Annotated in this window: 27 protein-coding genes; all 27 read left to right on the forward strand. The window is 59.4% G+C overall.

The features are described from left to right. Positions 1-15 precede the first annotated feature (15 nt). The 27 genes from RWS31_RS08185 to RWS31_RS08315 all read left to right on the forward strand — a co-directional run bounded on the left by RWS31_RS08185 (position 16) and on the right by RWS31_RS08315 (position 21,878). On the forward strand, positions 16-876 hold the full coding sequence (locus tag RWS31_RS08185; protein WP_314597421.1) for an energy-coupling factor transporter ATPase: 861 nt from the start codon (positions 16-18) through the stop codon (positions 874-876). Then, positions 861-1,724 carry an energy-coupling factor transporter ATPase gene (locus RWS31_RS08190; RefSeq protein WP_399553745.1) on the forward strand — a complete coding sequence of 288 codons (864 nt, stop codon included), beginning with the start codon at positions 861-863 and terminating at the stop codon, positions 1,722-1,724. Before RWS31_RS08185 ends, RWS31_RS08190 begins: the two co-directional genes overlap by 16 nt. After that, positions 1,718-2,524, forward strand: a complete 807-nt coding sequence (locus RWS31_RS08195; protein ID WP_314597423.1) for an energy-coupling factor transporter transmembrane protein EcfT — start codon at positions 1,718-1,720, stop codon at positions 2,522-2,524. Before RWS31_RS08190 ends, RWS31_RS08195 begins: the two co-directional genes overlap by 7 nt. Continuing rightward, entirely contained in the window at positions 2,521-3,297 is a 777-nt protein-coding gene (gene truA, locus RWS31_RS08200; RefSeq protein WP_314597425.1) for a tRNA pseudouridine(38-40) synthase TruA, read from the forward strand. The genes RWS31_RS08195 and truA overlap by 4 nt, the downstream gene beginning before the upstream one ends. Before the next feature lie 187 nt (positions 3,298-3,484). Further along, positions 3,485-3,775, forward strand: a complete 291-nt coding sequence (gatC, locus tag RWS31_RS08205; RefSeq protein ID WP_265071788.1) for an Asp-tRNA(Asn)/Glu-tRNA(Gln) amidotransferase subunit GatC — start codon at positions 3,485-3,487, stop codon at positions 3,773-3,775. 12 nt (positions 3,776-3,787) lie between these two features. Next, positions 3,788-5,260: an Asp-tRNA(Asn)/Glu-tRNA(Gln) amidotransferase subunit GatA gene (gatA, locus tag RWS31_RS08210; RefSeq protein ID WP_314597427.1), complete on the forward strand. Its 1,473-nt coding sequence runs from the start codon at positions 3,788-3,790 to the stop codon at positions 5,258-5,260. Beyond that, positions 5,257-6,696, forward strand: a complete 1,440-nt coding sequence (gene gatB, locus RWS31_RS08215; RefSeq protein ID WP_314597430.1) for an Asp-tRNA(Asn)/Glu-tRNA(Gln) amidotransferase subunit GatB — start codon at positions 5,257-5,259, stop codon at positions 6,694-6,696. The genes gatA and gatB overlap by 4 nt, the downstream gene beginning before the upstream one ends. Positions 6,697-6,883: 187 nt before the next feature. Then, positions 6,884-7,675 (forward strand): 4-hydroxy-tetrahydrodipicolinate reductase, encoded by a 792-nt coding sequence (gene dapB / locus RWS31_RS08220; RefSeq protein WP_314597432.1) that lies wholly within the window; start codon positions 6,884-6,886, stop codon positions 7,673-7,675. Positions 7,676-7,708: 33 nt separating this feature from the next. After that, positions 7,709-8,743, forward strand: a complete 1,035-nt coding sequence (locus tag RWS31_RS08225; protein ID WP_314597434.1) for an aspartate-semialdehyde dehydrogenase — start codon at positions 7,709-7,711, stop codon at positions 8,741-8,743. Between the two features lie 42 nt (positions 8,744-8,785). Then, positions 8,786-9,049: an IreB family regulatory phosphoprotein gene (locus RWS31_RS08230; RefSeq protein ID WP_006190529.1), complete on the forward strand. Its 264-nt coding sequence runs from the start codon at positions 8,786-8,788 to the stop codon at positions 9,047-9,049. Next, entirely contained in the window at positions 9,046-9,495 is a 450-nt protein-coding gene (gene ruvX, locus RWS31_RS08235) for a Holliday junction resolvase RuvX (protein ID WP_294175347.1), read from the forward strand. Before RWS31_RS08230 ends, ruvX begins: the two co-directional genes overlap by 4 nt. Before the next feature lie 10 nt (positions 9,496-9,505). Then, the gene (locus RWS31_RS08240; protein ID WP_006190522.1) at positions 9,506-9,844 is read left to right on the forward strand and encodes a DUF1292 domain-containing protein; all 339 of its coding nucleotides are present in this window, start codon (positions 9,506-9,508) and stop codon (positions 9,842-9,844) included. Between the two features lie 117 nt (positions 9,845-9,961). Further along, positions 9,962-11,191 carry an endolytic transglycosylase MltG gene (mltG, locus tag RWS31_RS08245; RefSeq protein ID WP_399553746.1) on the forward strand — a complete coding sequence of 410 codons (1,230 nt, stop codon included), beginning with the start codon at positions 9,962-9,964 and terminating at the stop codon, positions 11,189-11,191. Next, a complete protein-coding gene (locus RWS31_RS08250; protein WP_314597441.1) occupies positions 11,192-12,469 on the forward strand; it encodes a U32 family peptidase in 1,278 nt (425 codons plus the stop codon). Further along, entirely contained in the window at positions 12,466-12,756 is a 291-nt protein-coding gene (locus tag RWS31_RS08255; RefSeq protein WP_314597443.1) for an acylphosphatase, read from the forward strand. The genes RWS31_RS08250 and RWS31_RS08255 overlap by 4 nt, the downstream gene beginning before the upstream one ends. Positions 12,757-12,784: 28 nt before the next feature. After that, on the forward strand, positions 12,785-13,243 hold the full coding sequence (aroQ, locus tag RWS31_RS08260) for a type II 3-dehydroquinate dehydratase (RefSeq protein WP_314597445.1): 459 nt from the start codon (positions 12,785-12,787) through the stop codon (positions 13,241-13,243). Next, complete coding sequence (locus RWS31_RS08265) at positions 13,240-14,325, forward strand: Xaa-Pro peptidase family protein (protein ID WP_314597447.1); 1,086 nt, start codon at positions 13,240-13,242, stop codon at positions 14,323-14,325. Before aroQ ends, RWS31_RS08265 begins: the two co-directional genes overlap by 4 nt. 18 nt (positions 14,326-14,343) lie before the next feature. Continuing rightward, positions 14,344-14,901 carry an elongation factor P gene (efp, locus tag RWS31_RS08270; protein WP_006192454.1) on the forward strand — a complete coding sequence of 186 codons (558 nt, stop codon included), beginning with the start codon at positions 14,344-14,346 and terminating at the stop codon, positions 14,899-14,901. Positions 14,902-15,003: 102 nt separating this feature from the next. Then, on the forward strand, positions 15,004-15,399 hold the full coding sequence (locus RWS31_RS08275; RefSeq protein WP_006192453.1) for an Asp23/Gls24 family envelope stress response protein: 396 nt from the start codon (positions 15,004-15,006) through the stop codon (positions 15,397-15,399). 17 nt (positions 15,400-15,416) lie between these two features. Then, the gene (gene amaP / locus RWS31_RS08280; protein ID WP_314597450.1) at positions 15,417-15,995 is read left to right on the forward strand and encodes an alkaline shock response membrane anchor protein AmaP; all 579 of its coding nucleotides are present in this window, start codon (positions 15,417-15,419) and stop codon (positions 15,993-15,995) included. Positions 15,996-16,009: 14 nt separating this feature from the next. Further along, complete coding sequence (locus RWS31_RS08285) at positions 16,010-16,297, forward strand: DUF2273 domain-containing protein (protein ID WP_314597453.1); 288 nt, start codon at positions 16,010-16,012, stop codon at positions 16,295-16,297. Positions 16,298-16,357: 60 nt separating this feature from the next. Beyond that, a complete protein-coding gene (nusB, locus tag RWS31_RS08290; RefSeq protein ID WP_013740771.1) occupies positions 16,358-16,780 on the forward strand; it encodes a transcription antitermination factor NusB in 423 nt (140 codons plus the stop codon). Positions 16,781-16,847: 67 nt separating this feature from the next. Next, complete coding sequence (gene xseA, locus RWS31_RS08295; protein WP_314597455.1) at positions 16,848-18,050, forward strand: exodeoxyribonuclease VII large subunit; 1,203 nt, start codon at positions 16,848-16,850, stop codon at positions 18,048-18,050. After that, positions 18,050-18,301: an exodeoxyribonuclease VII small subunit gene (xseB, locus tag RWS31_RS08300; RefSeq protein WP_314597457.1), complete on the forward strand. Its 252-nt coding sequence runs from the start codon at positions 18,050-18,052 to the stop codon at positions 18,299-18,301. The genes xseA and xseB overlap by 1 nt, the downstream gene beginning before the upstream one ends. Next, on the forward strand, positions 18,285-19,172 hold the full coding sequence (locus RWS31_RS08305) for a farnesyl diphosphate synthase (RefSeq protein ID WP_314597460.1): 888 nt from the start codon (positions 18,285-18,287) through the stop codon (positions 19,170-19,172). The genes xseB and RWS31_RS08305 overlap by 17 nt, the downstream gene beginning before the upstream one ends. An 11-nt stretch (positions 19,173-19,183) precedes the next feature. Continuing rightward, positions 19,184-21,082: a 1-deoxy-D-xylulose-5-phosphate synthase gene (gene dxs / locus RWS31_RS08310; protein ID WP_314597462.1), complete on the forward strand. Its 1,899-nt coding sequence runs from the start codon at positions 19,184-19,186 to the stop codon at positions 21,080-21,082. Beyond that, positions 21,063-21,878, forward strand: a complete 816-nt coding sequence (locus RWS31_RS08315; RefSeq protein WP_314597464.1) for a TlyA family RNA methyltransferase — start codon at positions 21,063-21,065, stop codon at positions 21,876-21,878. Before dxs ends, RWS31_RS08315 begins: the two co-directional genes overlap by 20 nt.

The raw sequence follows: 21,878 nt of genomic DNA on the forward strand, positions 1-21,878 counted from the left end.
GTTTTTCGTCCGCGCATGACAGGGGAGGCAAGAAGCGTGGCGGAGTTCATTCGTGCCGAATATCTTTCGCACGTATTCCATGCGGGGGAAGAGGACGCTTATCGGGCGCTTTCCGACGTCTCCTTGTCCATCGCCGACGGCGAGTTTCTCGCCGTCCTCGGCACGAATGGCTCGGGTAAGTCGACGCTGGCGCGTCACTTCAATGCGCTCCTTCTGCCGACCGAGGGCCGATGTACGGTCGCGGGGCTGGATACGAAGGAGACGCAGGAGCTTTGGCGCATCCGCCAGCTCGTGAGCATGGTGTTCCAGAATCCCGACAATCAGATCATCGCCGCTGTCGTTGAGGACGACGTCGCCTTCGGGCCGGAAAACCTCGGCATAGAGCCAGCGGAAATCCGCGTGCGCGTGAGAGACGCGCTCGCTGCTGTCGGCATGGAGCGCTACCGCACGGCGGCGCCGCACCTCCTGTCGGGCGGGCAGAAGCAGCGCGTGGCGATCGCGGGTGCACTGGCGATGCGGACGCGCTGCCTCGTGCTCGACGAGCCGACGGCGATGCTCGATCCTTTGGGCAGGCAGGAGGTCTTGCAGACAGTGCAGCGGCTTCATCGCGAGATGGGCATCACCGTCATCTATATCACGCACTTCATGGAGGAGGCGGCGGCCGCCGACCGCGTCATCGTCATGGAGGCAGGGCGCATCGCGGCAGAGGGAACGCCGCGCGAGGTGTTCCAGGATGTCTCGGGCATGAAGGCGCGTGGCCTCGACGTGCCGCTCGCCGTCGAACTGGCGGCGCTCCTTCGTGCGGACGGCATATCGCTGCCGCAGGATCTCTTGACGGATAAGGAATTGGTGAGAGCGCTTTGTCCATCGTGCTGAAAAATATCGACTATACATACATGCGCGGCACACCGTTTGAGCGCAAGGCTCTTTCGGACGTCTCGCTGACGATCGAGGCGGGCAGCTTCACGGCGCTCGCCGGGCATACGGGATCGGGTAAATCGACGCTCGTGCAGCATCTCAACGGCCTTCTGCAGCCCGACAGCGGCACGGTTCTTGTCGACGGCACGGACATCGGCAAGAAGGGTGCGGAGGCGAAGAAGGCGAAGCGCAGCGTCGGCATGGTCTTCCAGTACCCCGAGCATCAGCTCTTCGAGGAGACGGTGGAAAAGGATGTCGCGTTTGGCCCTACGCGTCTCGGGCTTTCCGCGCAGGAGACTGAGGAGCGCGTGAGGGCGGCGTTGGACTTCGTGGGGCTTCCTGTCTCCGAGTTCGGGGCGCGGTCGCCGTTTGCTCTGTCCGGAGGGCAAAGGAGGCGTGCGGCGATCGCAGGCGTTCTGGCGCTCAAGCCGCGCTATCTCGTGCTCGATGAGCCGACAGCGGGACTCGACCCGCGTGCGAGCGCCGCGCTCCTCGCACGTCTTGCCGAACTGCATGAGCAGGACGGCGTGACCATCGTGCTCGTTTCGCACAATATGGACGACATCGCGCACTATGCTGACCGCCTCATCGTCATGCACGCGGGCGGCGTGACGCTCGAAGGTGCGCCGCGCGAGGTCTTTTTCGCCAAGGAAAGGCTGGCGGAGGCGGGGCTTCGTGCGCCGCATCTCGTCGAGCTTCTGGAGGAACTGCGCGAGAAGGGACTCGACCTCGATCCCGCCGCCTTCGACACGGCGGATGGCGCAGCGCGCATCAAAGAGGCTCTGGGGAGGCGAAGACTATGCTGAAGGACATCACGCTCGGGCAGTTCTTCCCGGGCGACTCGCTTCTGCATCGCCTCGATCCACGCACGAAGATCGTCCTGTTGTTCTTCTTCCTTGCGGCGATCTTCATCTTTGACTCGCCGCTCGCTTATGCGGCACTGACGGCTTTCACGGCGGCGCTGATTGCCGTCAGCCGTGTGCCGCCCTTCTTGATGCTCAAGGCGCTGAAGCCGCTCTCATGGATCATCGCCTTCACGTTCGTCATCCACCTCGTGAGCACGCCGGGCGACGCCTTTTTCCATGTATGGCTCTTCGACCTCACTTGGCAGGGAGCGGCGAAGGGCTTCTTCATCGCGCTCAGGCTGGCGCTTCTGATTCTCTTGTCCGCGCTCCTCACGTATACGACCTCGCCACTCGCCCTGACCGATGCCTTGGAAACCCTCATGCAGCCCGCAAAGCGCGTCGGCGTGCCCGCGCACGAGATCGCCATGATGATGACGATCGCTCTGCGTTTTGTGCCGACCTTGATCGAGGAGGCCGACAAGATCATGAAGGCGCAGCAGGCGCGTGGCGCGGACTTCACGGAGGGAAGCGTCATCGAGCGCGTCAAGGGGTTCGTGCCCGTGCTCGTGCCGCTCTTCATTTCGGCGTTTCGCCGCGCCGACGACCTCGCGCTGGCGATGGAGGCGCGCTGCTATCGCGGCGGCGTCGGACGCACGCAGATGAAGGCGCTGCGCATCAGCTCCATCGACTATGTCGCCTACGCTTTCGGCGCACTCTTTTTCGCGGCGCTCGCCGCCTTGAAGTTCGGCGGCATCGCATGAAGCGCGAGCATAAGGAGAGGATGAAGGTGCGCGCGCGCAACATCTGTTTGACCGTCGCCTACGACGGCACGGCGTACCACGGCTTCCAGCGTCAGAGTCCGCCGATTCGCGCCGTGCAGAACATCCTGGAGGAAAAGCTTGCGCTCGTCTTCGGCGATGCGATCGAACTGGCGGCGGCAGGACGCACCGATGCGGGTGTTCACGCCATGGGGCAGGTCGTGAACTTCTTTACGGACGGGCGCATCCCGACAGAGCGCATCGTGCGTGCGATGAATAGCGTTTTGCCGCCCGATATCGTCGTCAAGGCGGTGCGGGAAGAAGGGCGTGACTTCTCCGCACGTCACAGCGCGAAGAGCAAGTCGTATATCTATCGCATACAGGAGGGCGAGACGCCGAACCCGTTCAGCGAGCGCTACGCTTGGTACGTCGGCACGCCGCTCGACCTTGCCGCGATGAACGAGGCGGCGGCGCTGCTCCTCGGCACGCACGACTTTTCGGCGTTTCGTGCCGCAGGCGGTGCGCCGATGCTGCCCGTGCGCACGATGTACAGCGCCGAAGGCAGACGCATCGAGAGCGAGAGGATTGAGTTTCGCTTCCATGCGAACGGCTTCCTCTACCACATGGCGCGCAACATCGTCGGCACGCTCGTCGATGTCGGCAGGGGGCGGCGCACGCGGGCGGACTTCGCCGCGATTCTCGCGAGCCGCGAGCGAAAGCGTGCCTCGGCGACTGCGCCTGCACGCGGCTTGTTTTTGGAAAGCGTCGTGTATTGAATACGAAGGATTTATTCCCCAGAAAGGCGCGGATGTGTTATAATGAATCGAGTGCACGATGTCTGCTTTTTGAATATTATACACTTCCCTGCCATAAAAACGGCCGATAGGTTTAGCCTTCGGCTCGATTTTTTAGGATTCATAGTAGACAGCGTGTAACAACAGTCATTATATGGATGGTGAGAAGATGAAAGTCACGGAGAAGGATTTGGCGGATGTCGCTGTCCTGTCGCGCCTCTCGATTGCAGAGGGGGAGAGGGAAAAGTATCTTGGGCAGCTCGACGCCTTTTTGCAGTATGTCGAGAACCTTGACGGTGTCGATACGGCAGAGGTTCAGCCGACGACGTATGCCCTGCCGATGCAGAATGTCTTTCGTGCCGACGAGGTGAAGCCTTCGCTCGCACGAGAAGCGGCGCTTTCCAACGCGCCTTTGGCGGACGATGGTTATTTCAAAGTGCCGAAGATTCTGGAAGGCTGAGGAGGAACCTAGGTGAAACTTTACGACAAGGCAGCGCATGAGCTTCATGATTTGCTGCAAAAGAAAGAAATCTCCTCGACCGAACTGACGAAGGACGTGCTCGCACGCATGGACGAGATCGAGGGAGAAGTCGGGGCGTATTTGACGCAGACGCGAGAGACGGCGCTCTTGCAGGCGGCAAGCGCTGATGAGAAGATCGCGCGCGGCGAGCGGATCGCTTTTTTGGAGGGTATCCCCGGCGCGATCAAGGATAACATCTGCACGAAGGGCGTCAAGACGACGTGCGCTTCTAAGATTTTGGAGAACTTCGTGCCTCCCTACGATGCTACGGTCATGGAAAAGATTGCCGCAGAGCATCCTGTCATCTTAGGAAAACTCAACATGGATGAGTTCGCGATGGGCGGTTCGACAGAGAATTCCGCTTATCAGAAGACGCACAATCCGTGGAATCTCGACTGCGTGCCCGGCGGCAGTTCGGGCGGCAGCGCGGCGGCGGTCGCTGCAGGTACGGCGGTCTGGGCGATCGGTTCCGATACGGGCGGCTCGATTCGCCAGCCAGCGTCGTTCTGCGGCGTCGTCGGCATGAAGCCAACGTATGGCCGCGTCTCGCGCTATGGTCTCGTCGCCTATGCGTCGTCGCTCGACCAGATCGGCCCCGTGACGCGCGATGTGACGGATTGTGCGCATGTGCTGAATGTCATCGCTGGACACGATGCGATGGATTCGACCTCCAGCACCGCGCCCGTGCCCGATTATACGAAGGCACTGACCGAGGACGTGAAGGGCCTCAAGATCGGTCTGCCGAAGGAATACTTTGTCAAGGGCATGGACGCCGACGTAGAAAAGGCGATTCGCAAGGCGATTGCGGATTTTGAGGCGATGGGCGCTGAGGTCACGGAAATCACTCTGCCGCATACGGATTATGCGATTTCGACGTATTACCTCATTGCGCCGGCGGAAGCCGCGACGAACCTTGAGCGTTACGACGGTGTGAGCTACGGTGCACGCGTCGATGGCGTGGACATCGTCGAGATGATGACGAATACGCGCAGCGAGAAGTTCGGCGAGGAGGTCAAGCGCCGCATCATGATCGGCAACTATGCACTTTCTGCGGGCTATTATGATGCGTACTATCTCAAGGCGCTGAAGGTGCGCACGCTCGTGCAGCAGGATTTCACCGACGCCTTCAAAAAGGTCGATGTCATCATGGCACCGACAGCGCCGACGCCGGCCTTCAAGATCGGCGAGATGGTTTCCGACCCGCTGAAGATGTATCTGCAGGATATTTGCACCGTGCCTTTGAACCTCGCAGGTCTGCCAGGCATCTCCGTGCCCTGTGGCTACTCGGCGAAGGGCATGCCCATCGGTCTGCAGATCATCGGCAAGGCGCTGGCGGAGGAAACGATTCTGCGCGCCGCCTACGCTTATGAGCAGGCGCATTCCTTCCATAAGGATAGGGCGGAGATCGGGGAGGTGAAGGCATGAATTACGAAGCAGTCATCGGTCTTGAGATTCACAGTGAGCTCAAGACGAACACGAAGATTTTCTGCGGCTGCGCCACGAAGTTCGGCGCCGAGCAGAATACGCATGTCTGCCCCGTTTGCCTTGGGCTGCCCGGCGTCCTGCCCGTGCTTAACAAGCGCGTTGTCGAGTTTGCCATCAAAGCGGGTCTTGCACTCAACTGCACGATCAACAAGTACAGCAAATTCGACCGAAAGAACTACTATTATCCCGATTTGCCGAAGAACTTCCAGACCTCGCAGTACGATCTGCCGATTGCTGAGCATGGTTACGTCGATATTGAGACGGAGAACGGCACGAAGCGCATCCGCATCCTGCGCATCCACATGGAAGAGGACGCGGGCAAGCTTGTCCATTCGGGCGCTACGATCACGGACTCTTTGACATCGAACGTCGATTACAACCGCACGGGCGTGCCGCTCATCGAGATCGTTTCCGAGCCGGACATGTCGACGCCCGAGGAAGCGCGCGCCTACATGGAGAAGATCAAGTCGATTCTCGAATACATCGACGTTTCCAACTGCCGCATGGAAGAGGGCAATCTGCGCGCCGACCTTAATATCTCGCTTCGTCCCGCAAGGGAGAAGACACTTGGCACGAAGGCGGAGATGAAGAACATCAACTCCTTCAAGGCGGTTGAGGACGCTCTTTCCTACGAGATTGAGCGCCAGGAGGAAATCCTCGAAGACGGTGGTCATATCGTGCAGGAAACGCGCACATGGGATCCCGAGCGCGGCGTCACGAAGTCCATGCGCTCGAAGGAAGAGGCGCATGATTACCGCTACATGCCGGAGCCGGATCTCGTGCCCATCGTGACCACGGAAGAGGAAATCGAGGCGTACCGCAAGGGTCTGCCCGAGCTGCCCGATGCACGCCGCGAACGCTACATGAAGGAGTTCGGCCTGTCGGCTTACGATGCGGGCATCATCACGGCGTCGCGGGCGATGGCGGAATACTTCGAGGCTTGCCTTGCGGGTGGCGCCGACGCGAAGAGCGCGGCAAACTGGATTATGGGCGACCTCGCGAAGAACCTCAATGCCGAGGGCAAGACGATCGAGGAATCGCCGGTCGAAGCCTCGCGTCTCGCGCAGATGCTCGCGCTCATCGAAAAGGGCACGATCTCGTCGAAGATCGCCAAAAAGGTTTTTGCTGAGATGTGGACGTCGAGCGATGCGCCCGAGAAGATCGTCGAGGACAAGGGACTCGTGCAGATCACGGACACGAAGGCGATCGAGGCGATCGTCGACGCCGTCATCGCAGCCAATCCAAAGCCTGTCGCCGACTACAAGAGCGGCAACAAGAAGGCGCTCGGCGCTCTCGTCGGTCAGGTTATGAAGCAGTCAAAGGGAAAGGCGAATCCGCAGATGGTCAACCAGCTACTGGCGGACAAGCTGAGCTAATAAAGTGTTTGAAGGGGCAGTGCATGAGTCGGATCTGACACATGCACTGCCCTTTTTTACCTAAATTTCCCACAGGCATACGACAATAAGAAAATACATTGACTTTTTCCATCTGCTTCATATACAATAGATGCACATTGGTCTTGCGCGTTTTCTTCGCAAGGCTTGCTTGAAGGGGGCGCATATCTTGGTAAAGGTGTTGGTCAGCGGGGCCTGCGGCCGCATGGGACAGGCTGTCGTTAAGGCAGTGCTCGCGGATGCAGAGCTGTCTCTCGTCGCTGCTGTCGATGTGCACGGCGGCGGAGATGCGGGAGAGATCGCAGGCTGCGGCAAATGCGGCGTGACGGTGGTGACGGATCTCGCGCAGGCGCTCTTAGAGGCAAAGCCGGATGTCATGGTGGATTTCACGCGGCCGGACGCCGTGTTTTCCAACGCGATGCTCGCCGTGCAGCATGGGGTCTCGCCCGTCATCGGCACGACGGGCATGACGGCGGACGAAAAGGCGCAGCTCGAAGCGCTGTCGTTGGATAAGAAGACGCCGGTATTTCTTGCACCGAACTTCGCCATCGGCGCAGTCCTCATGATGCTCATGAGCCGTCAGGCGGCGAAGTACATGCCGCACGTCGAGATCATCGAGCTGCACCATGACAACAAGCTTGACGCACCGTCAGGCACAGCCTTGCAGACGGCGGAACTGATCAAGGAGGCGCGTGCGTCCGTGCGGCAGGGGCATCCCGATGAGAAGGAGAAGCTTCCAGGCGCACGCGGCGCTGAGGTCGACGGCATGAGGATTCACAGCGTGCGTCTGCCCGGCTTCGTTGCGCATCAGGAAGTCATCTTCGGCGGTCTTGGTCAGACACTGACGATCCGCCATGACTCCATCAACCGCGAGTCGTTCATGCCGGGCGTCGTGCTCGCTTGCAAGAAGGTCAGGGAGCTTGCGGGTCTCGTCGTCGGCTTGGAGAAACTGCTCGATTGATGTCGGCAGGAAAAAATTACAGGAGATGGCAGCATGAAGAAATATAATGTGGCAATCATGGGCGCGACGGGCGCCGTGGGGCAGGAATTTTTGAACCTCATCGAAGAGCGCAAGTTCCCATTTGCAGAGCTTCGCTTGCTTGCGTCCTCGCGCTCGGCGGGCAAGAAGATCGCCTTCATGGGCAAGGAATACACGGTAGAGGAGACGCGCGAGGATTCTTTCAAGGGTATTGACATCGCGCTCTTTGCGGGCGGCGGCGCGAGCAAGACATTTGCACCTGCTGCTGTGAAGGCGGGCGCTGTTGTCATTGACAATTCGAGCACGTTCCGCATGGACAAGGATGTGCCGCTCGTCGTGCCCGAGGTCAACCCCGAGGCTTTGAAGGAGCACAAGGGCATCATCGCGAATCCGAACTGCTCGACGATCATCATGGTCATGGCGCTGAAGCCGCTTCGCAATCTCGCGCCCATCAAGCGCGTCGTCGTCTCGACATATCAGGCCGTTTCAGGCGGCGGCAAGGAGGCGATGGCGGAGCTTGAGGAACAGGTCGAGGCCATCGTAGCGAAGAAGCCCGTGAAGGCGGAGATCTTGCCGGGCGCATCGCTCAAGAAGCACTATCAGATTGCTTTCAACCTGATTCCGCAGATCGACATCTTCAAGGAAAATCTCTACACGAAGGAAGAAATGAAGATGATCGACGAGACGCGCAAGATTCTTTCCGAGCCTGACTTGCGCGTGACGGCGACGACGGTTCGTGTGCCCGTCTATCGCAGTCATGCGGAGTCGGTCAACATTGAATTTGCGGAAGCGGTCAGTGTCGAGGCAGCGCGAAAGGCGATCGCCGCCTTCCCCGGCGCTGCCCTAAACGACGATCCCGATGAGCAGGCTTACCCGATGCCGCTCTTCACCTCGGGCAAGGACGACGTCGAGGTCGGGCGCATCCGTCTCGACGAATCGGTCGAGCACGGTCTGAACCTCTGGGTCTGCGGCGACCAGATCCGCAAGGGCGCGGCGCTCAATGCGCTGCAGATCGCCGAGTACATGATCGAGCATGGGATGATCGGCTGAAGATGCAGATGCGAGCATTTCCGATGGGAGGCACAGCAAGAGATGGTCAGCGATGAAACGATGATGTTCCGCTTCGGCGCGGAAGAAAACAAGGCTGAGGTCATCATTCGCGAGGCTTGCGAAGCGATGGAAGAAAAGGGCTACAATCCGATCAACCAGCTTGTCGGATACCTTCTTTCCGGCGATCCTGCCTATGTGACGAGCTACAAGGAGGCGCGCAGTAAGGTGCGAAAGCTGGAGCGTGACGAGCTTTTGGAAGAGCTCGTGCATTTCTATATCGAGGCGCATCGGGAGAAGAAGGCGTGAAGAAGCGGATTCTTGCGCTCGACGTCGGCGACCGTACGATCGGCGTCGCCGCGAGCGATGCGCTCGGGCTCACGGCGCAGGGCGTTGAGACGATTCGGCGCAAGTCGTGGGACAAGGATTTCGCGCGTCTCAAGGAACTGATGGAGCTTTACGAGACGGACACCTTCATCGTCGGCTTGCCGAAGAACATGAACGGCACGCAGGGCGAGCGCTGCGACGTCGTGCGCGACTTCGCACAGAGACTGCAGAAGAAGTTCAAGGGCAGCCAGGTCGTCTTTTGGGACGAACGGCTTTCGACCGTGGCGGCGGAGCGCTCGCTGATCGCGGCCGACGTGAGCCGCGCCAAGCGTCGCAAGGTTATAGACAAGATGGCGGCCGTATTCATCTTGCAGGGATATTTGGATAATCTAGGGATGCGCGTCGGCGCAGTCCCAGAAGAGAAATGAGGAAAAAGATATGTCGGACAAGGAAAAAGAAATTTTGGACGAGGATGCGGACGTCATTGTCGAGATGACGGACGAAGAGGGAAATAGCTACTATTACCGTGAGGAAATGATCATCCCTGTCGGTGATGACAAATTCGCGCTGCTCATCGGCATCCATGACGAGGAAGAGGAAGAGGAGCATGCGCACAGCTGTGGCTGCGGCTGCGGTGAGCACGATGAGGATGTACTCATCGCCAAGGTCATCATGGGCGATGATGGTGAAGAGGAATACGTCGAGCCTACGGACGAGGAATTTGACGCTGTGCAGCGTGCTTATGACGCGCTGATGGATGACGAAGAGGAAGACTGACGATTCATGAGAGGAAGTGCCGACGCTGATGAAGCGTCGGCTTTTTCTATGCCTGTTGTAATTTTTACAGGTATTGCGTATAATGGGATTGGAAATAGAATGGAAGGGGATGTTTTTTTGCGGCTGCCGGATTTTCTTGCGCCATGGGTCGAGCGCTTCAAGGGAATGCTTTCTGATTCACCCGAGAAAGATCAAGCGGGAAAGAGTCTCGGAACTGTGGCTTTGGCATATCTTGGCAAGGCTCTGGCGCTTTTCCTCGTCTGCGTGGTATGGGGGCAGGAAATATTCCTTTCGTGGGCGAAGAGCCTTTCCTTCGAGGAACTGCGCCGCTTTCCGCCGGAAGATTGGACGGGATATATGAAAAAGTACATTTTGCCGCCTGCGCTTCTTTTTTTCTTGCTGCTCGGGCTCTGTTCTTACGCTCTTTCGCCAGCGACGCCTGTCTCAGAGGAGCAGAAAGACGTCTATGTCACGGTTCGCACAGGCATGAGCGCTGATGATGTGGCAGGAATGCTCGAAAAGCGTGGCGTCATACGCAGCCGCTTCAAGTTCTGGCTGGCGGCGAAGATGAACGGCGCGGACGGCGCTTTCAAGGTTGGCACGTATGCGCTCCATACGAACATGGAGCCGCGCGATGTGCTGCAGGCCTTGGTCGAAGGGCAGACGGTGCAGGTGCGCTTCACGATTCCCGAGGGCTTCACCGTCGAGGACATCGCCAAGCGCCTCGATGCGAAGGGCATCGTGAAGAAGGAGGAGTTCCTGAAGGCGGCGAAGCATTATGCGCCCTACGACTATATAGAAAAGAACGATAAGGCGCGCTACTATGCCGAGGGTTTTCTCTTCCCCGATACGTATGAGGTCGACGGCGACATCACGGTCGACGGCATCCTCTCGATGATGTCGCGCGATTTCGATCAGCGGCTCACGCGAAAGATGCGCGAGCGTGCGAAGGAGGAAAACCTGAGCATCTATGAGCTGATCATTCTCGCTTCGCTCGTGGAGAAGGAGGCGCGCTACGAGGAAGACCGCGCAATCATCGCGCAGGTTCTTTTGAAGCGACTCGCCATCGGCATGCCGTTGCAGTCGGATGCGACACTGCAGTACCTGCTCGATGCACCGAAGGAGGATGTGACGCTCAAGGACACGGAGATGGATTCGCCGTACAACACCTACCAGCACCGAGGACTGCCGCCCGGCCCCGTCGCCAATCCCGGCACGGCGTCCATCGAGGCCGTGCTCTGGCCAGCGAAGACGGACTATCTCTATTTCGTCGCGGACAGGGAGGGACATAACTATTATTCCCATACATACGAGGAGCACGACGCCATCGTGCAGAAGGTGCGCTAGATGAATTTGACGGAAAATCGTGATCCGTTTTGCCGCGCAGGCGATGGGTGCATGAAAAAGCCGGAGCTTCTTTCCCCCGCGGGCAACTTGGAGAAGCTCAAGATGGCGCTCATCTATGGTGCGGATGCCGTATATCTGGGCGGCAAGAGCTTCGGACTGCGCGCTTTCGGCGGCAACTTCAGCGAGGCGGAGATGGAAGAAGGCGTGCGTTTTGCCCATGCGCTTGGCAGAAAGGTCTATGTGACGCTCAATATCTTCGCACACAATGCGGATTTGGAGAGGCTTCCGGCGTACCTTTCCTTCCTCGCTGAGATTCATGTCGACGGACTGCTCATCTCCGACCTTGGCGTTTTCTCGCTTGCGCGTGAGTTTGCTCCCTCTGTGCCGCTTCATATCAGCACGCAGGCGAACAATACGAATTGGGCAACGGTCGACGCTTGGCAGAAGCTCGGCGCTGAGCGCGTCGTGCTTGCACGCGAGCTTTCGCGTGCCGAGATCGCCGCGATCCGTGCGCATTCTACGGTTGAGTTGGAGATGTTCGTGCACGGCGCAATGTGCATATCGTATTCGGGGCGCTGCCTCCTGAGCAGCTACCTTACGGGGCGCGATGCGAATCGCGGTGCGTGTGCGCAGGCGTGCCGCTGGCGCTACGGGCTTGTGGAAGAGAGTCGTCCCGGCGAGGTTTTCCCCATTGAGGAGGACGAGAGCGGTACCTACATCATGAATTCCAAGGACTTGTGCCTCTTGCCTTTTTTGCCTGAGCTTTGCGACATGGGACTCGACAGCTTGAAGATCGAGGGGCGCATGAAGAGTGTCCACTATGCGGCGAGCGTCACAAAGGTCTACCGCGAGGCGATCGACGCCGCCTATGATGAGGGGCAGGCGTTCCATCTGCGCGATTCTTGGCTCGAAGAGCTGCAGAAGGTATCGCACCGCATCTACACGAGCGGCTTCTTCGACCATGTGCCCGATGGGGGCGACCAGATCTATGCGAGCGCTTCGTACGAGCAGACGGCGGATTTCATCGGACTCGTGCGCCATTACGATGAAAAGACGCGCATGGCGACGGTCGAGCAGCGCAACAATATGAAGGTCGGACAGGAGATCGAAGTGTTCCAGCCGACGCGTGAGACGTTCTGCCAGCGCTTGACGGAGATGAGGGACGAGGCGGGCGAGCCTGTTTCGACGGCAGCTCACGCGCAGCAGATCGTGCATCTGCGCATGGAGCAGCCCGTTGAGGAGTATGCCATCCTGCGCCGCCGTAGGGAGAAAGGATGAATGTGATGGAAAAGGAAAATGTGCGCTTCTTTGCCAGAGCCGAGGGGCGCGTGCAGGGCGTCGGCTTTCGCTTCTTCGTGCAGCAAAATGCGCTGGAGCTTGGCCTTTGCGGCTGGGTGCGCAACATGGAGGACGGTTCCGTCACGATGGAGGTGCAGGGGCAAGCCGAGGCTGTCGAGGCGCTCTGGAACAGGATTTGGCAGGGCAACGGCTACATCCGTGTCAGCGGTCTTGTCACGGAGGAGCGGGAAACGGCGGATGAGCAGGACTTTGTGATTCGCTATTAAAAAGCTGGAAACGACGGGGGGAGAAATCTTGTCGAAAATTTTGGTACTAAACGGTCCGAATCTCAATCTTCTCGGAAAGCGTGAGCCGGAAATCTACGGGGCTGCGACGCTTGCGGACATCAACGAGGCGCTGCGGGAGCGTGCGGCAAAAGCGAGCGCGGCCATCGAGTTCTTTCAGTCGAATCATGAGGGGGCGCTCGTCGATGCCGTGCAGAATGCCGAGGGCAGAGTGGACTTCATCTTGCTGAACGCCGCCGCTTTCACGCACTACAGCATCGCTCTGCGCGATGCGATCGCCGCCGTTTCCGTGCCCGTCATCGAGATTCATCTGTCGAACATTCATCGGCGCGAGGAGTTCCGCCATACGTCGGTGATCGCGCCCGTCGTCATGGGACAGGTTGCGGGATTCGGTGCGGAGAGCTATCTGGGGGCGCTCGAAATCGCTTTGATGAAGCTCGAAGCGAAGGAGAAGGGGGCGAGGCGATGAGCACGGAAAAGCGCGTAGAGCGTCTGCGCACCCTCATGAAGGAGAAGGGCGTCGAGGCGATGCTCGTGAGCAAGGTCGTGAATCTGCGCTATTTCAGCGGCTTTACGGGCGACGACTCGCTTCTCCTCATCACGGCGGAGCGCGAGTTGCTGCTCACGGATTTTCGCTATATGGAGCAGGCGAAGGCAGAAACCGCTTTCGAGGTCGTCGAGCAGAAAGCGGGGCTTTGGCAGCAGGCGGCGAAGGCGGTGCAGGAGCTTGGCTGCCGCTCGCTGGGCTTCGAGGGAAGAGATGTCTCCTTTGATACGTTCCAAGCGTTTCGGAAGCTCTTGCCCGCCTGGCAGGAGGAGAATTTCATCAGCCTCGCGCTGGAGCCGCTGCGCGAGGTCAAGGACGCCGAGGAGATTGCCTGCTTGAGAAAAGCCGTGGAGATCAGCGACCGCGCGTTTGACGACGTGCTGCAATTCCTGCGCCCCGGTATCTCGGAGTGTGCGGTTGCCGCGCATCTGGAGGCGTTCATGCGCGAGCATGGATCGGAACGTCCCGCCTTCACGACGATCGTGGCATCGGGCGTGCGCGGCAGCCTGCCGCATGGAACTGCATCAGAAAAGTTGCTTGTTGCGGGCGAATTTGTTACAATGGACTATGGTGCTGTTTACCAAGGGTATCATTCCGATATCACGCGCACCGTCGTCTTGGGCGAAGCGTCCGAAAAGCACAGGGAACTTTACCACACGGTGCTTGAGGCACAGATCCTCGGCGTGAAGAGCCTCTATGTCGGCATCTCGGGCAAGGAGGCCGACCGAATCGTGCGCGATTTCCTCACGCAGGAGGGCTATGGCGAGAACTTCGGTCATGGACTCGGTCACAGCGTCGGTCTGGAGATTCACGAAGAGCCTCGCCTGTCGCCTAAGAGCAGGGCGGAGCATCTCGCGGAAGGCACGGTCGTCACGGTGGAGCCGGGCGTCTATCTGCCGGGCTGGGGAGGACTGCGCATCGAGGATACGGTGCTCCTGGAGAAGCGGGGTGGCGTGCCGCTGACGAAGGCGGCAAAGCACCTGATTGAGATAACGCAAGGATAGGTTACTGGAGGGCTACAAATGATTTCAAGCACAGATTTTCGTACAGGTCTCACGATCGAGATTGACGGCGGCGTTTGGCAGGTTGTCGAGTTTCAGCATGTGAAGCCGGGCAAGGGCGCGGCGTTCGTGCGCACGAAGATCAAGAACGTTGAGACGGGAGCCGTCGTCGAGCGTACGTTCAACCCGAACGAAAAGATGCCTGCGGCGCGTCTCGATACGCGCAAGATGCAGTACCTCTATGAAGCCGACGGCATGTATACGTTCATGGATACGGAGAACTACGAGCAGACGGAATTGAGCAAAGATCAGCTCGGCGACGCGCTGAACTACCTGCAGGAAAATATGGAAGTCAATCTGCAGACATTCAAGGATCGTATCATTGGCATCACGCTGCCGACGTCCGTCAATCTCAAGGTCACGGAGTGTGAGCCGAGCGTCAAGGGCAATACGGCGACGGGCGCGACAAAGATGGCGACAGTCGAGACGGGCTACGTCGTGCGCGTGCCTCTCTTCGTCAATGAAGGCGACGTCCTGCGCATCGACACGCGTACGGGCAACTATATCGAGCGCGCCTGATTTTCTTTTGCATCTGCTGCGGATAAGGCGGCATACGATGTGCTTTCTGCATCTGTCGCCCGACAGGGCGGCGTGCAGTGTGTTTTGAAGGAGGAATTTTCCATGGCAGAGGAAGTCAGCATGAGCAAAAAAGGCGCGATCGGTTCGATCCGCATCGCCGATGAGGTCGTGGGCATTATCGCGGGACTCGCCGCGACGGAGATTGACGGCGTCGCGGGCATGAGCGGCGGCATCGCTGGCGGCATCGCCGAAATGCTCGGCAAGAAGAGTTTCACGAAGGGCGTGAAGGTCGAGGTCGGCGAGAAGGAAACGGCGGTCGATCTCTACATGATCGTGAAGTACGGTGCACGCGTTCCCGATGTAGCCATTGCTGTGCAGGAAAATGTCAAGAAGGCAATCGAAAACATGACGGGGCTGACCGTCGTCGAAGTCAACGTCCATGTGCAAGGCGTGAGTTTCGCTGAGGAAACAGAGGAAGAGGACGCGCGCGTCCACTGAGGAGGAGAGGAAAGTTCATGGGGATCATCAACCGCTTTCTTTTGTTCCTTTACGCGCTCGCCGTCGCGTGTCTTTCGTTGGGCATCGCGGCGCTTGCCCTGCAGATCGTGCCCGAACCGATCCTGCTCAACGAGTACCGCTACCTGATGGGAGCGCAGCAATGGCAGTTGGTTGCGGGCGGCGTTCTTGTATTTCTTCTAAGCATACATCTGATCGGCTGCAGCTTTTCGGGTGGCTCAGATAAACGGGAGGGCGGCGAATTCCTCGTGCTCCATGGCAAGGCGGGCGATGTCGGCGTCTCGATCGGCGCCGTCCACAATCTCGTGGAGCAGACGGTGCAGGCCGTTTCGGGCGTCCGGAGTCTCCAGGTGAAGGTTTCCGTCGCGAAGAAGACCGCGAAGGACGGGGCGCATCTCTCCCTTCGTCTCGCTATCGTCATAGGCAAGGAGGCGAATGCCGCCGTTGTTTCCGACGATATTCGCACGGAAGTTCGCCGCGCTATGCAGGAAACGATGGGCGTCGATGAGTTTTCGCTGGACATTGTCGTTGAAGATATTTCCAATGCGCCGCTGACGAAGAAGAAGCGCGTCGTTTGACAGGAGGAAGGCAGATGGGTGAGAAAAAGACATGCCCGTTCAAGGCTTTTTTTGAAGCGCACGCGCCCGCGCTCCTGCCGCATCGCGGCAAGATTGGCGGCGTGTTTTTCGGGGCGCTTTTTGGTCTCGCCGTGCTTATCTTCGGCTTCTGGCAGACGCTCTTCGTGCTCTTCTGCTGCCTTGTCGGGCTGCTCGTTGGCATTCGCATCGATCATGATATTCGTCTGCGCGATGTGGAAGATTTTTTTGATGAGATGTTTCCCTATCGGCAGCGTTATCGGCAGCATCGCTTCAGGGAATGAGACTGGAAGCGGCTCTTTGCTTTGTCTTTTGAGCGACAGGAAAGGAAAAGGTTTTGGTTTATGAGTCGTAGACAGGCGCGTGAGGCGGCGCTTCAGACGTTGTTCCAACTGGAGCTCAATCCGCCGTCGGAGGCGGCTTCTGAAGAGGCGTGCCAGATGTGGGCGCTCGATGCGGCGGTTGAGGAAATGCCCGTTGAGACGAAGCGGGATTATAGCTATGCAGCTTCCCTCGTGCGCGGTACGCGCGAGCATCTCGCCGCCATCGATGAGGAGATCGCCGCGTCCACGCATGATTGGAAGCTCGACCGCATGACAGGCGTCGACCGCAACATCGTCCGCATCGCGCTCTACGAGATGAAGTACGGTGCGGAAAAGGTGGATGTCGGCATCGCCATCAACGAAGCGGTCGAGCTGGCGAAGAAATTTGGCACGGATGATTCCAGCCGCTACGTCAACGGGATCTTGGGCGGACTGGCAAGGTGATCCTCGGGCTGTTGCCTTTTGCGCGACAGCCCCTTTCCTTATGACGACTTCGGAAGGAGGAGGCGGTTTGACGGTTCACAGCGTATCTGCGCTCACGCAGTACATCAAGAGCATGTTCCAGTCGGAAGGATTGCTGCGCAATGTTTCCGTCGAGGGTGAACTGTCCAATTACAAGATGTACGCTTCGGGACATTGCTATTTCACGCTGAAGGATGAGACGGCGTCTCTGAAGGGCGTAATGTTCAAGAGCCGTGCGCGGCTGCTGCGTTTTCAGCCGGAAAACGGCATGAAAGTCGTCGCCACGGGCGAGGTTTCCGTCTACGAGCGCGACGGTGCCTATCAGCTCTATGTCGAGCGCCTTCTGCCCGTGGGGGCGGGAGAACTGAGCGTCGCCTTCGAGCAGCTGAAGGCTCGTCTTGCCGCCGAGGGGCTTTTCAATGAGGAACACAAGAAGCCTCTGCCGCCGTTTCCTCGCACGATCGGTATCGTGACGTCCCTTTCGGGCGCAGTGCTGCGCGACATTTACCGCGTTTCCAAACGGCGCGATGCAAATGTTCGCTTGGTTCTTTATCCGACGCTCGTGCAGGGCGAGGGCGCGGCGGCTGAGATTGCTGCCGCCATCCGCTTCTTCAATGAGAAATACCCCGTCGACCTTTTGATCGTCGGCAGAGGCGGCGGATCGGCGGAAGATTTGTGGGCTTTCAATGAGGAGCCTGTCGTGCGTGCGATCTATGACTCCGTGATTCCCGTCATTTCTGCCGTCGGTCATGAGACGGATACGACTCTTTCCGACTATGCGAGTGATGTGCGTGCGGCGACGCCGTCGCAGGCGGCGGAACTCGCCGTGCCCGAGACAGCGGCGCTCATTCGACGCATTGGCGAATGCGAGATGCGTCTCCAAAAGGCGGTGAAGAGCCGTCTTTACTACGAGCGCGAGCGCGTGGAGCGTCTGGGCGGCTTCTTCCTGAAGCGTCCGCCGCAGGTGCTCCTAGCCGAGCGTCGTCAAAGGCTCGACATGGCAGCAGAAGCGCTCGACCACGGGATGCGCCGCGCCCTGCTGGAAAAGCAGCACGCCTTTCAGGTCGCAGCGGAAAAGCTCGAAATGCTCAATCCGCTGCACGTCATACGGCGCGGCTACAGCGTTGTGGAGAAAGATGGTGCGGCCGTGCGCAGTGTAAAGGAGCTTGCCGCTGGAGATGGGATCCTCGTGCGCCTTGCCGACGGCAGCTTTGACGCCGTCGTCGGAGGTTTGCGAGAAGGAGGTTTATGATGCCGAGAAAGAAGACGCCGTCCTTTGAGCAAGCGCTCGTGGAGCTGGAAGAACTTGTGCAGGCGATGGAAAACGGCGATTTGAGCTTGGAACAGCTCATGGACAATTATGCGAAGGGCGTGGAACTTGCGAAGTTCTGCATGACTTCGCTCGATCGTGCGGAAAAGGCGATGGATGTCGTGCTCAAGGAAAAGGGCGGCGCAGTCGAGGAGTTTCGCTTGGAGATTGAGGGGGATGCACGTGAATTTTAAGGCGGAATGGAAAAAGCGTGCCGACTTGGTGGAAGAGGGGCTTCTGCGCGAGCTGAAGAAAGTGCCCGCGTATGATGAGACGCTGGAAAGGGCGATGGAATACAGCCTCATGGCGGGCGGCAAACGCCTGCGCCCCGTGCTCCTGATGGCGGCGGCAGACGCCGTCGGCAAGGATGGCGCGGCCTTCTTGACGACGGGATGCGCCATCGAGATGATTCATACGTATTCCTTGATTCACGACGATCTGCCCGCGATGGACAACGACGACTATCGACGCGGCAAGCCCACGAACCACAAGGTTTTTGGCGATGGAATCGCGGTGCTCGCGGGCGACGCTCTGTTGACGCTCGCCTTCGAGGTCATGCTGCGCCAAGAGGGCGCTGCCCCTGAAACCCTCGTCACCGTCGTCTCCGAGATGAGCCGTGCGGCAGGCCCTTACGGCATGGTCGGCGGGCAGGTTCTCGACCTTGAGGGCGAGGGCAGGCGTCTCGATTTGGCAGCCCTTCGAAAGATTCACATGGGCAAGACGGGCGCACTGTTTTGCGCTGCCATACGCTCGGGCGCGATCCTGGCGGGCGCGAAGGAGGAGGAACTCGCCGCGCTGACGCTTTATGCTGAGCGCTTCGGGCTGGCCTTTCAGATCACGGATGACATCCTCGACGTCACGGGAGATGAGGCGGCGATCGGCAAGCCCGTGGGCAGTGACGTCCGCAACGAGAAGGCGACGTATGTGACGCTGACCTCCCTGGAAGAGGCGAAGAAATTGGCTGAGGATGCAGTAGAGGAGGCCGTGGCGGCGCTCGATATCTTTGGCGAACGCGCCGCCTTCCTGCGGGATTTGGCGCTGTTTCTGCTCGGGCGGAAAAAGTGAGGCGGATGGATATGGTACAGCTGTTGGAACGCATAAACGAACCGCACGCACTGAAAAGCTGCACGCTCGATGAGCTTTCGCAGCTGGCGAGGGAACTGCGCCGCTATATCATCGACACAGTTTCCCAGACGGGCGGTCATCTCGCCCCGAGCCTCGGCACGGTGGAGCTTACGCTCGCCCTGCACAGGGCGTTCGACTGTCCGGAGGACAAGATCGTCTGGGACGTCGGTCATCAGGCGTATGCGCACAAGATTCTGACGGGCAGGCGCGAGGCATTCGCCGGTCTTCGCCAGAAAGGCGGCATCACGGGCTTCCCCAAGCGCGAGGAGTCCGTCTATGACGCTTTCGGCACAGGTCATTCGAGTACGTCGATCTCGGCCGCCCTCGGCATGGCGGCGGCGCGTGACATCGCGGGTGAGCAGTACCGCATTGCCGCCGTCATCGGCGACGGCGCACTGACGGGCGGTGAGGCGTTCGAGGGACTGAACAATGCGGGGACACTGGGCAAGGACATCATCGTGATTCTGAACGACAATGGCATGTCCATCGCGCCGAATGTCGGCGCGATGTCCGAGTATCTGTCGCGCTTCCGCGTCGCACCGGGCTATCATCGTGCAAAACAGGATATCAAGAACTTTCTCAAGAGCATCCCGCATATCGGCGAGCGTGTCTACCGGACGGCCGAGCACATCAAGGACGGCGTACGCTCGGCGCTCGTGCCGGGCGGCCTCTTCACCGACATGGGCTTTCACTACATCGGCCCCTTGGACGGGCACAACATCGCCCTTCTGCTCGATGTGTTCGAGCAGGCAAAACAGCTAAAGGGCCCCCTGCTCATTCACGTGGAGACGTGCAAGGGCAAGGGCTATGCACCGGCGGAGAAGGCGCCGGATAAGTTCCATGGCATCGGTAAATTTGACGTTGCCGACGGCACGGCGCTGAAGAAGGCGGGCGCGAAGCCGACGTACACGAGCGTCTTCAGCAAGGCTTTGATGGAAGCTGCCGAAGAGGATGCAGATGTCGTCGCCATCACGGCGGCGATGCCCGACGGCACGGGTCTGCGCGCTTTTAGCGAGAAGTACCCGACGCGCTTCTTCGACGTGGGCATCGCTGAGCAGCATGCGACGACGTTTGCTGCGGGCCTTGCAGCGGCGGGCAGGAAGCCCGTGCTCGCGCTCTATTCGACGTTCGCTCAGCGTGCCTACGACCAGATCTTGCACGACGTCTGTCTGCAGAACCTGCACGTCGTCTTCGCGCTCGACCGCGCAGGCTTCGTCGGAGAGGACGGCGCGACGCATCACGGCGTCTTCGACTACTCGTATCTGCGCCACCTGCCGAACATGAAGGTGCTCGCGCCCAAGGATGAGAATGAGCTTGGACGCATGCTCAAGACGGCGCTTTCCCTAGAAGGCCCGGTAGCTCTGCGCTACCCGCGTGGCGAGGGGCTCGGCGCGGCGTTGGAAGAACCGTTCAATCCGTTGGAGAGTCTTGCGGCGGAAGTCTTGGAGGAGGAGGGAGAAATCGCGCTCCTCGCTGTCGGCAGCATGGTCGATGCGGCGCAAAAGACGGCGAAGCTTCTGAAAGAGGAGGGGCTTTCTGCCGCCGTCATCAACATGCGCACCGTAAAGCCATTGGACGAAGAATTGCTGCATCGCATGGCACACGAGAAGAAGATGCTCGTGACGATGGAAGAGAATGCGCTCGCCGGCGGCTTCGGCAGCGCCGTGCTCGAAGCCTTGGCAGACGCAGGTCTTCTCGTGCCCGTCGTGCGCTTTGGCATCGGCGATGCATTCATCGAGCAGGGAAAGCCGCAGGAGCTTCTGGAAATGGCCGGGCTTTTGCCTGAGCAGATGGCAAGAAACATCCTCACGGCATGGAAGGGAGCACGCGATGGCGAAGGAGCGGCTTGACGTTCTGCTCGTCGAGCGCGGCCTTGCCGCGAGCCGCGAGCGCGCGCGCACGATGATCATGGAAGGCAGGGTGCTCGTCGACGGCAAGAAGGTCGAAAAGGCGGGGACGGGCGTGAAACCCGAGGCCGAGCTTCGACTTTTAGGCGAGGAGATGCCCTATGTGAGCCGCGGCGGGTTGAAGCTGGAAAAGGCTCTCAGAGCCTTTTCCATTTCGCTTGCGGGAAAGACGATGGCGGACATCGGCGCATCGACGGGTGGCTTTACGGACTGCGCCCTGCAGAACGGCGCGACGAAGGTCTACGCCATCGACGTCGGTTACGGTCAGCTCGCGTGGAAACTTCGCACGGACGCACGCGTGAAGAACATGGAGCGCACGAACATCCGCCATGTGACGCCAGAGGCGCTCGGTGAGCTCGTCGACTTCGCATCCATCGATGTTGCCTTCATATCGCTCGCGAAGGTGCTGTCGGCAGTGCGCTCCTTGCTGAAACCGCAGGGCGAAGTCGCAGCTCTGATCAAGCCGCAGTTCGAGGCGGGACGCGAAAATGTCGGCAAGAAGGGCGTCGTGCGCGATCCGCATGTGCATGAGATCGTGATCCGGGACGTCTTTCGTGCCGCGCAGGAAGCGGGATTTTGCATCCGAGCGCTCTCTTATTCTCCTGTCAAGGGGCCGGAGGGCAATATCGAGTACCTTATGCACCTCGTTTGCACAGGAGAAGAGTCTGCCGCGTCGGGTGTTTCACAAGAGGAAATCGTCGCTGTCGTAGCAGAGGCGCATACGGAATTGGACAAGTAG

The sequence above is a fragment of the uncultured Selenomonas sp. genome (assembly GCF_963528755.1).
GTDB lineage: Bacteria > Bacillota > Negativicutes > Selenomonadales > Selenomonadaceae > Selenomonas.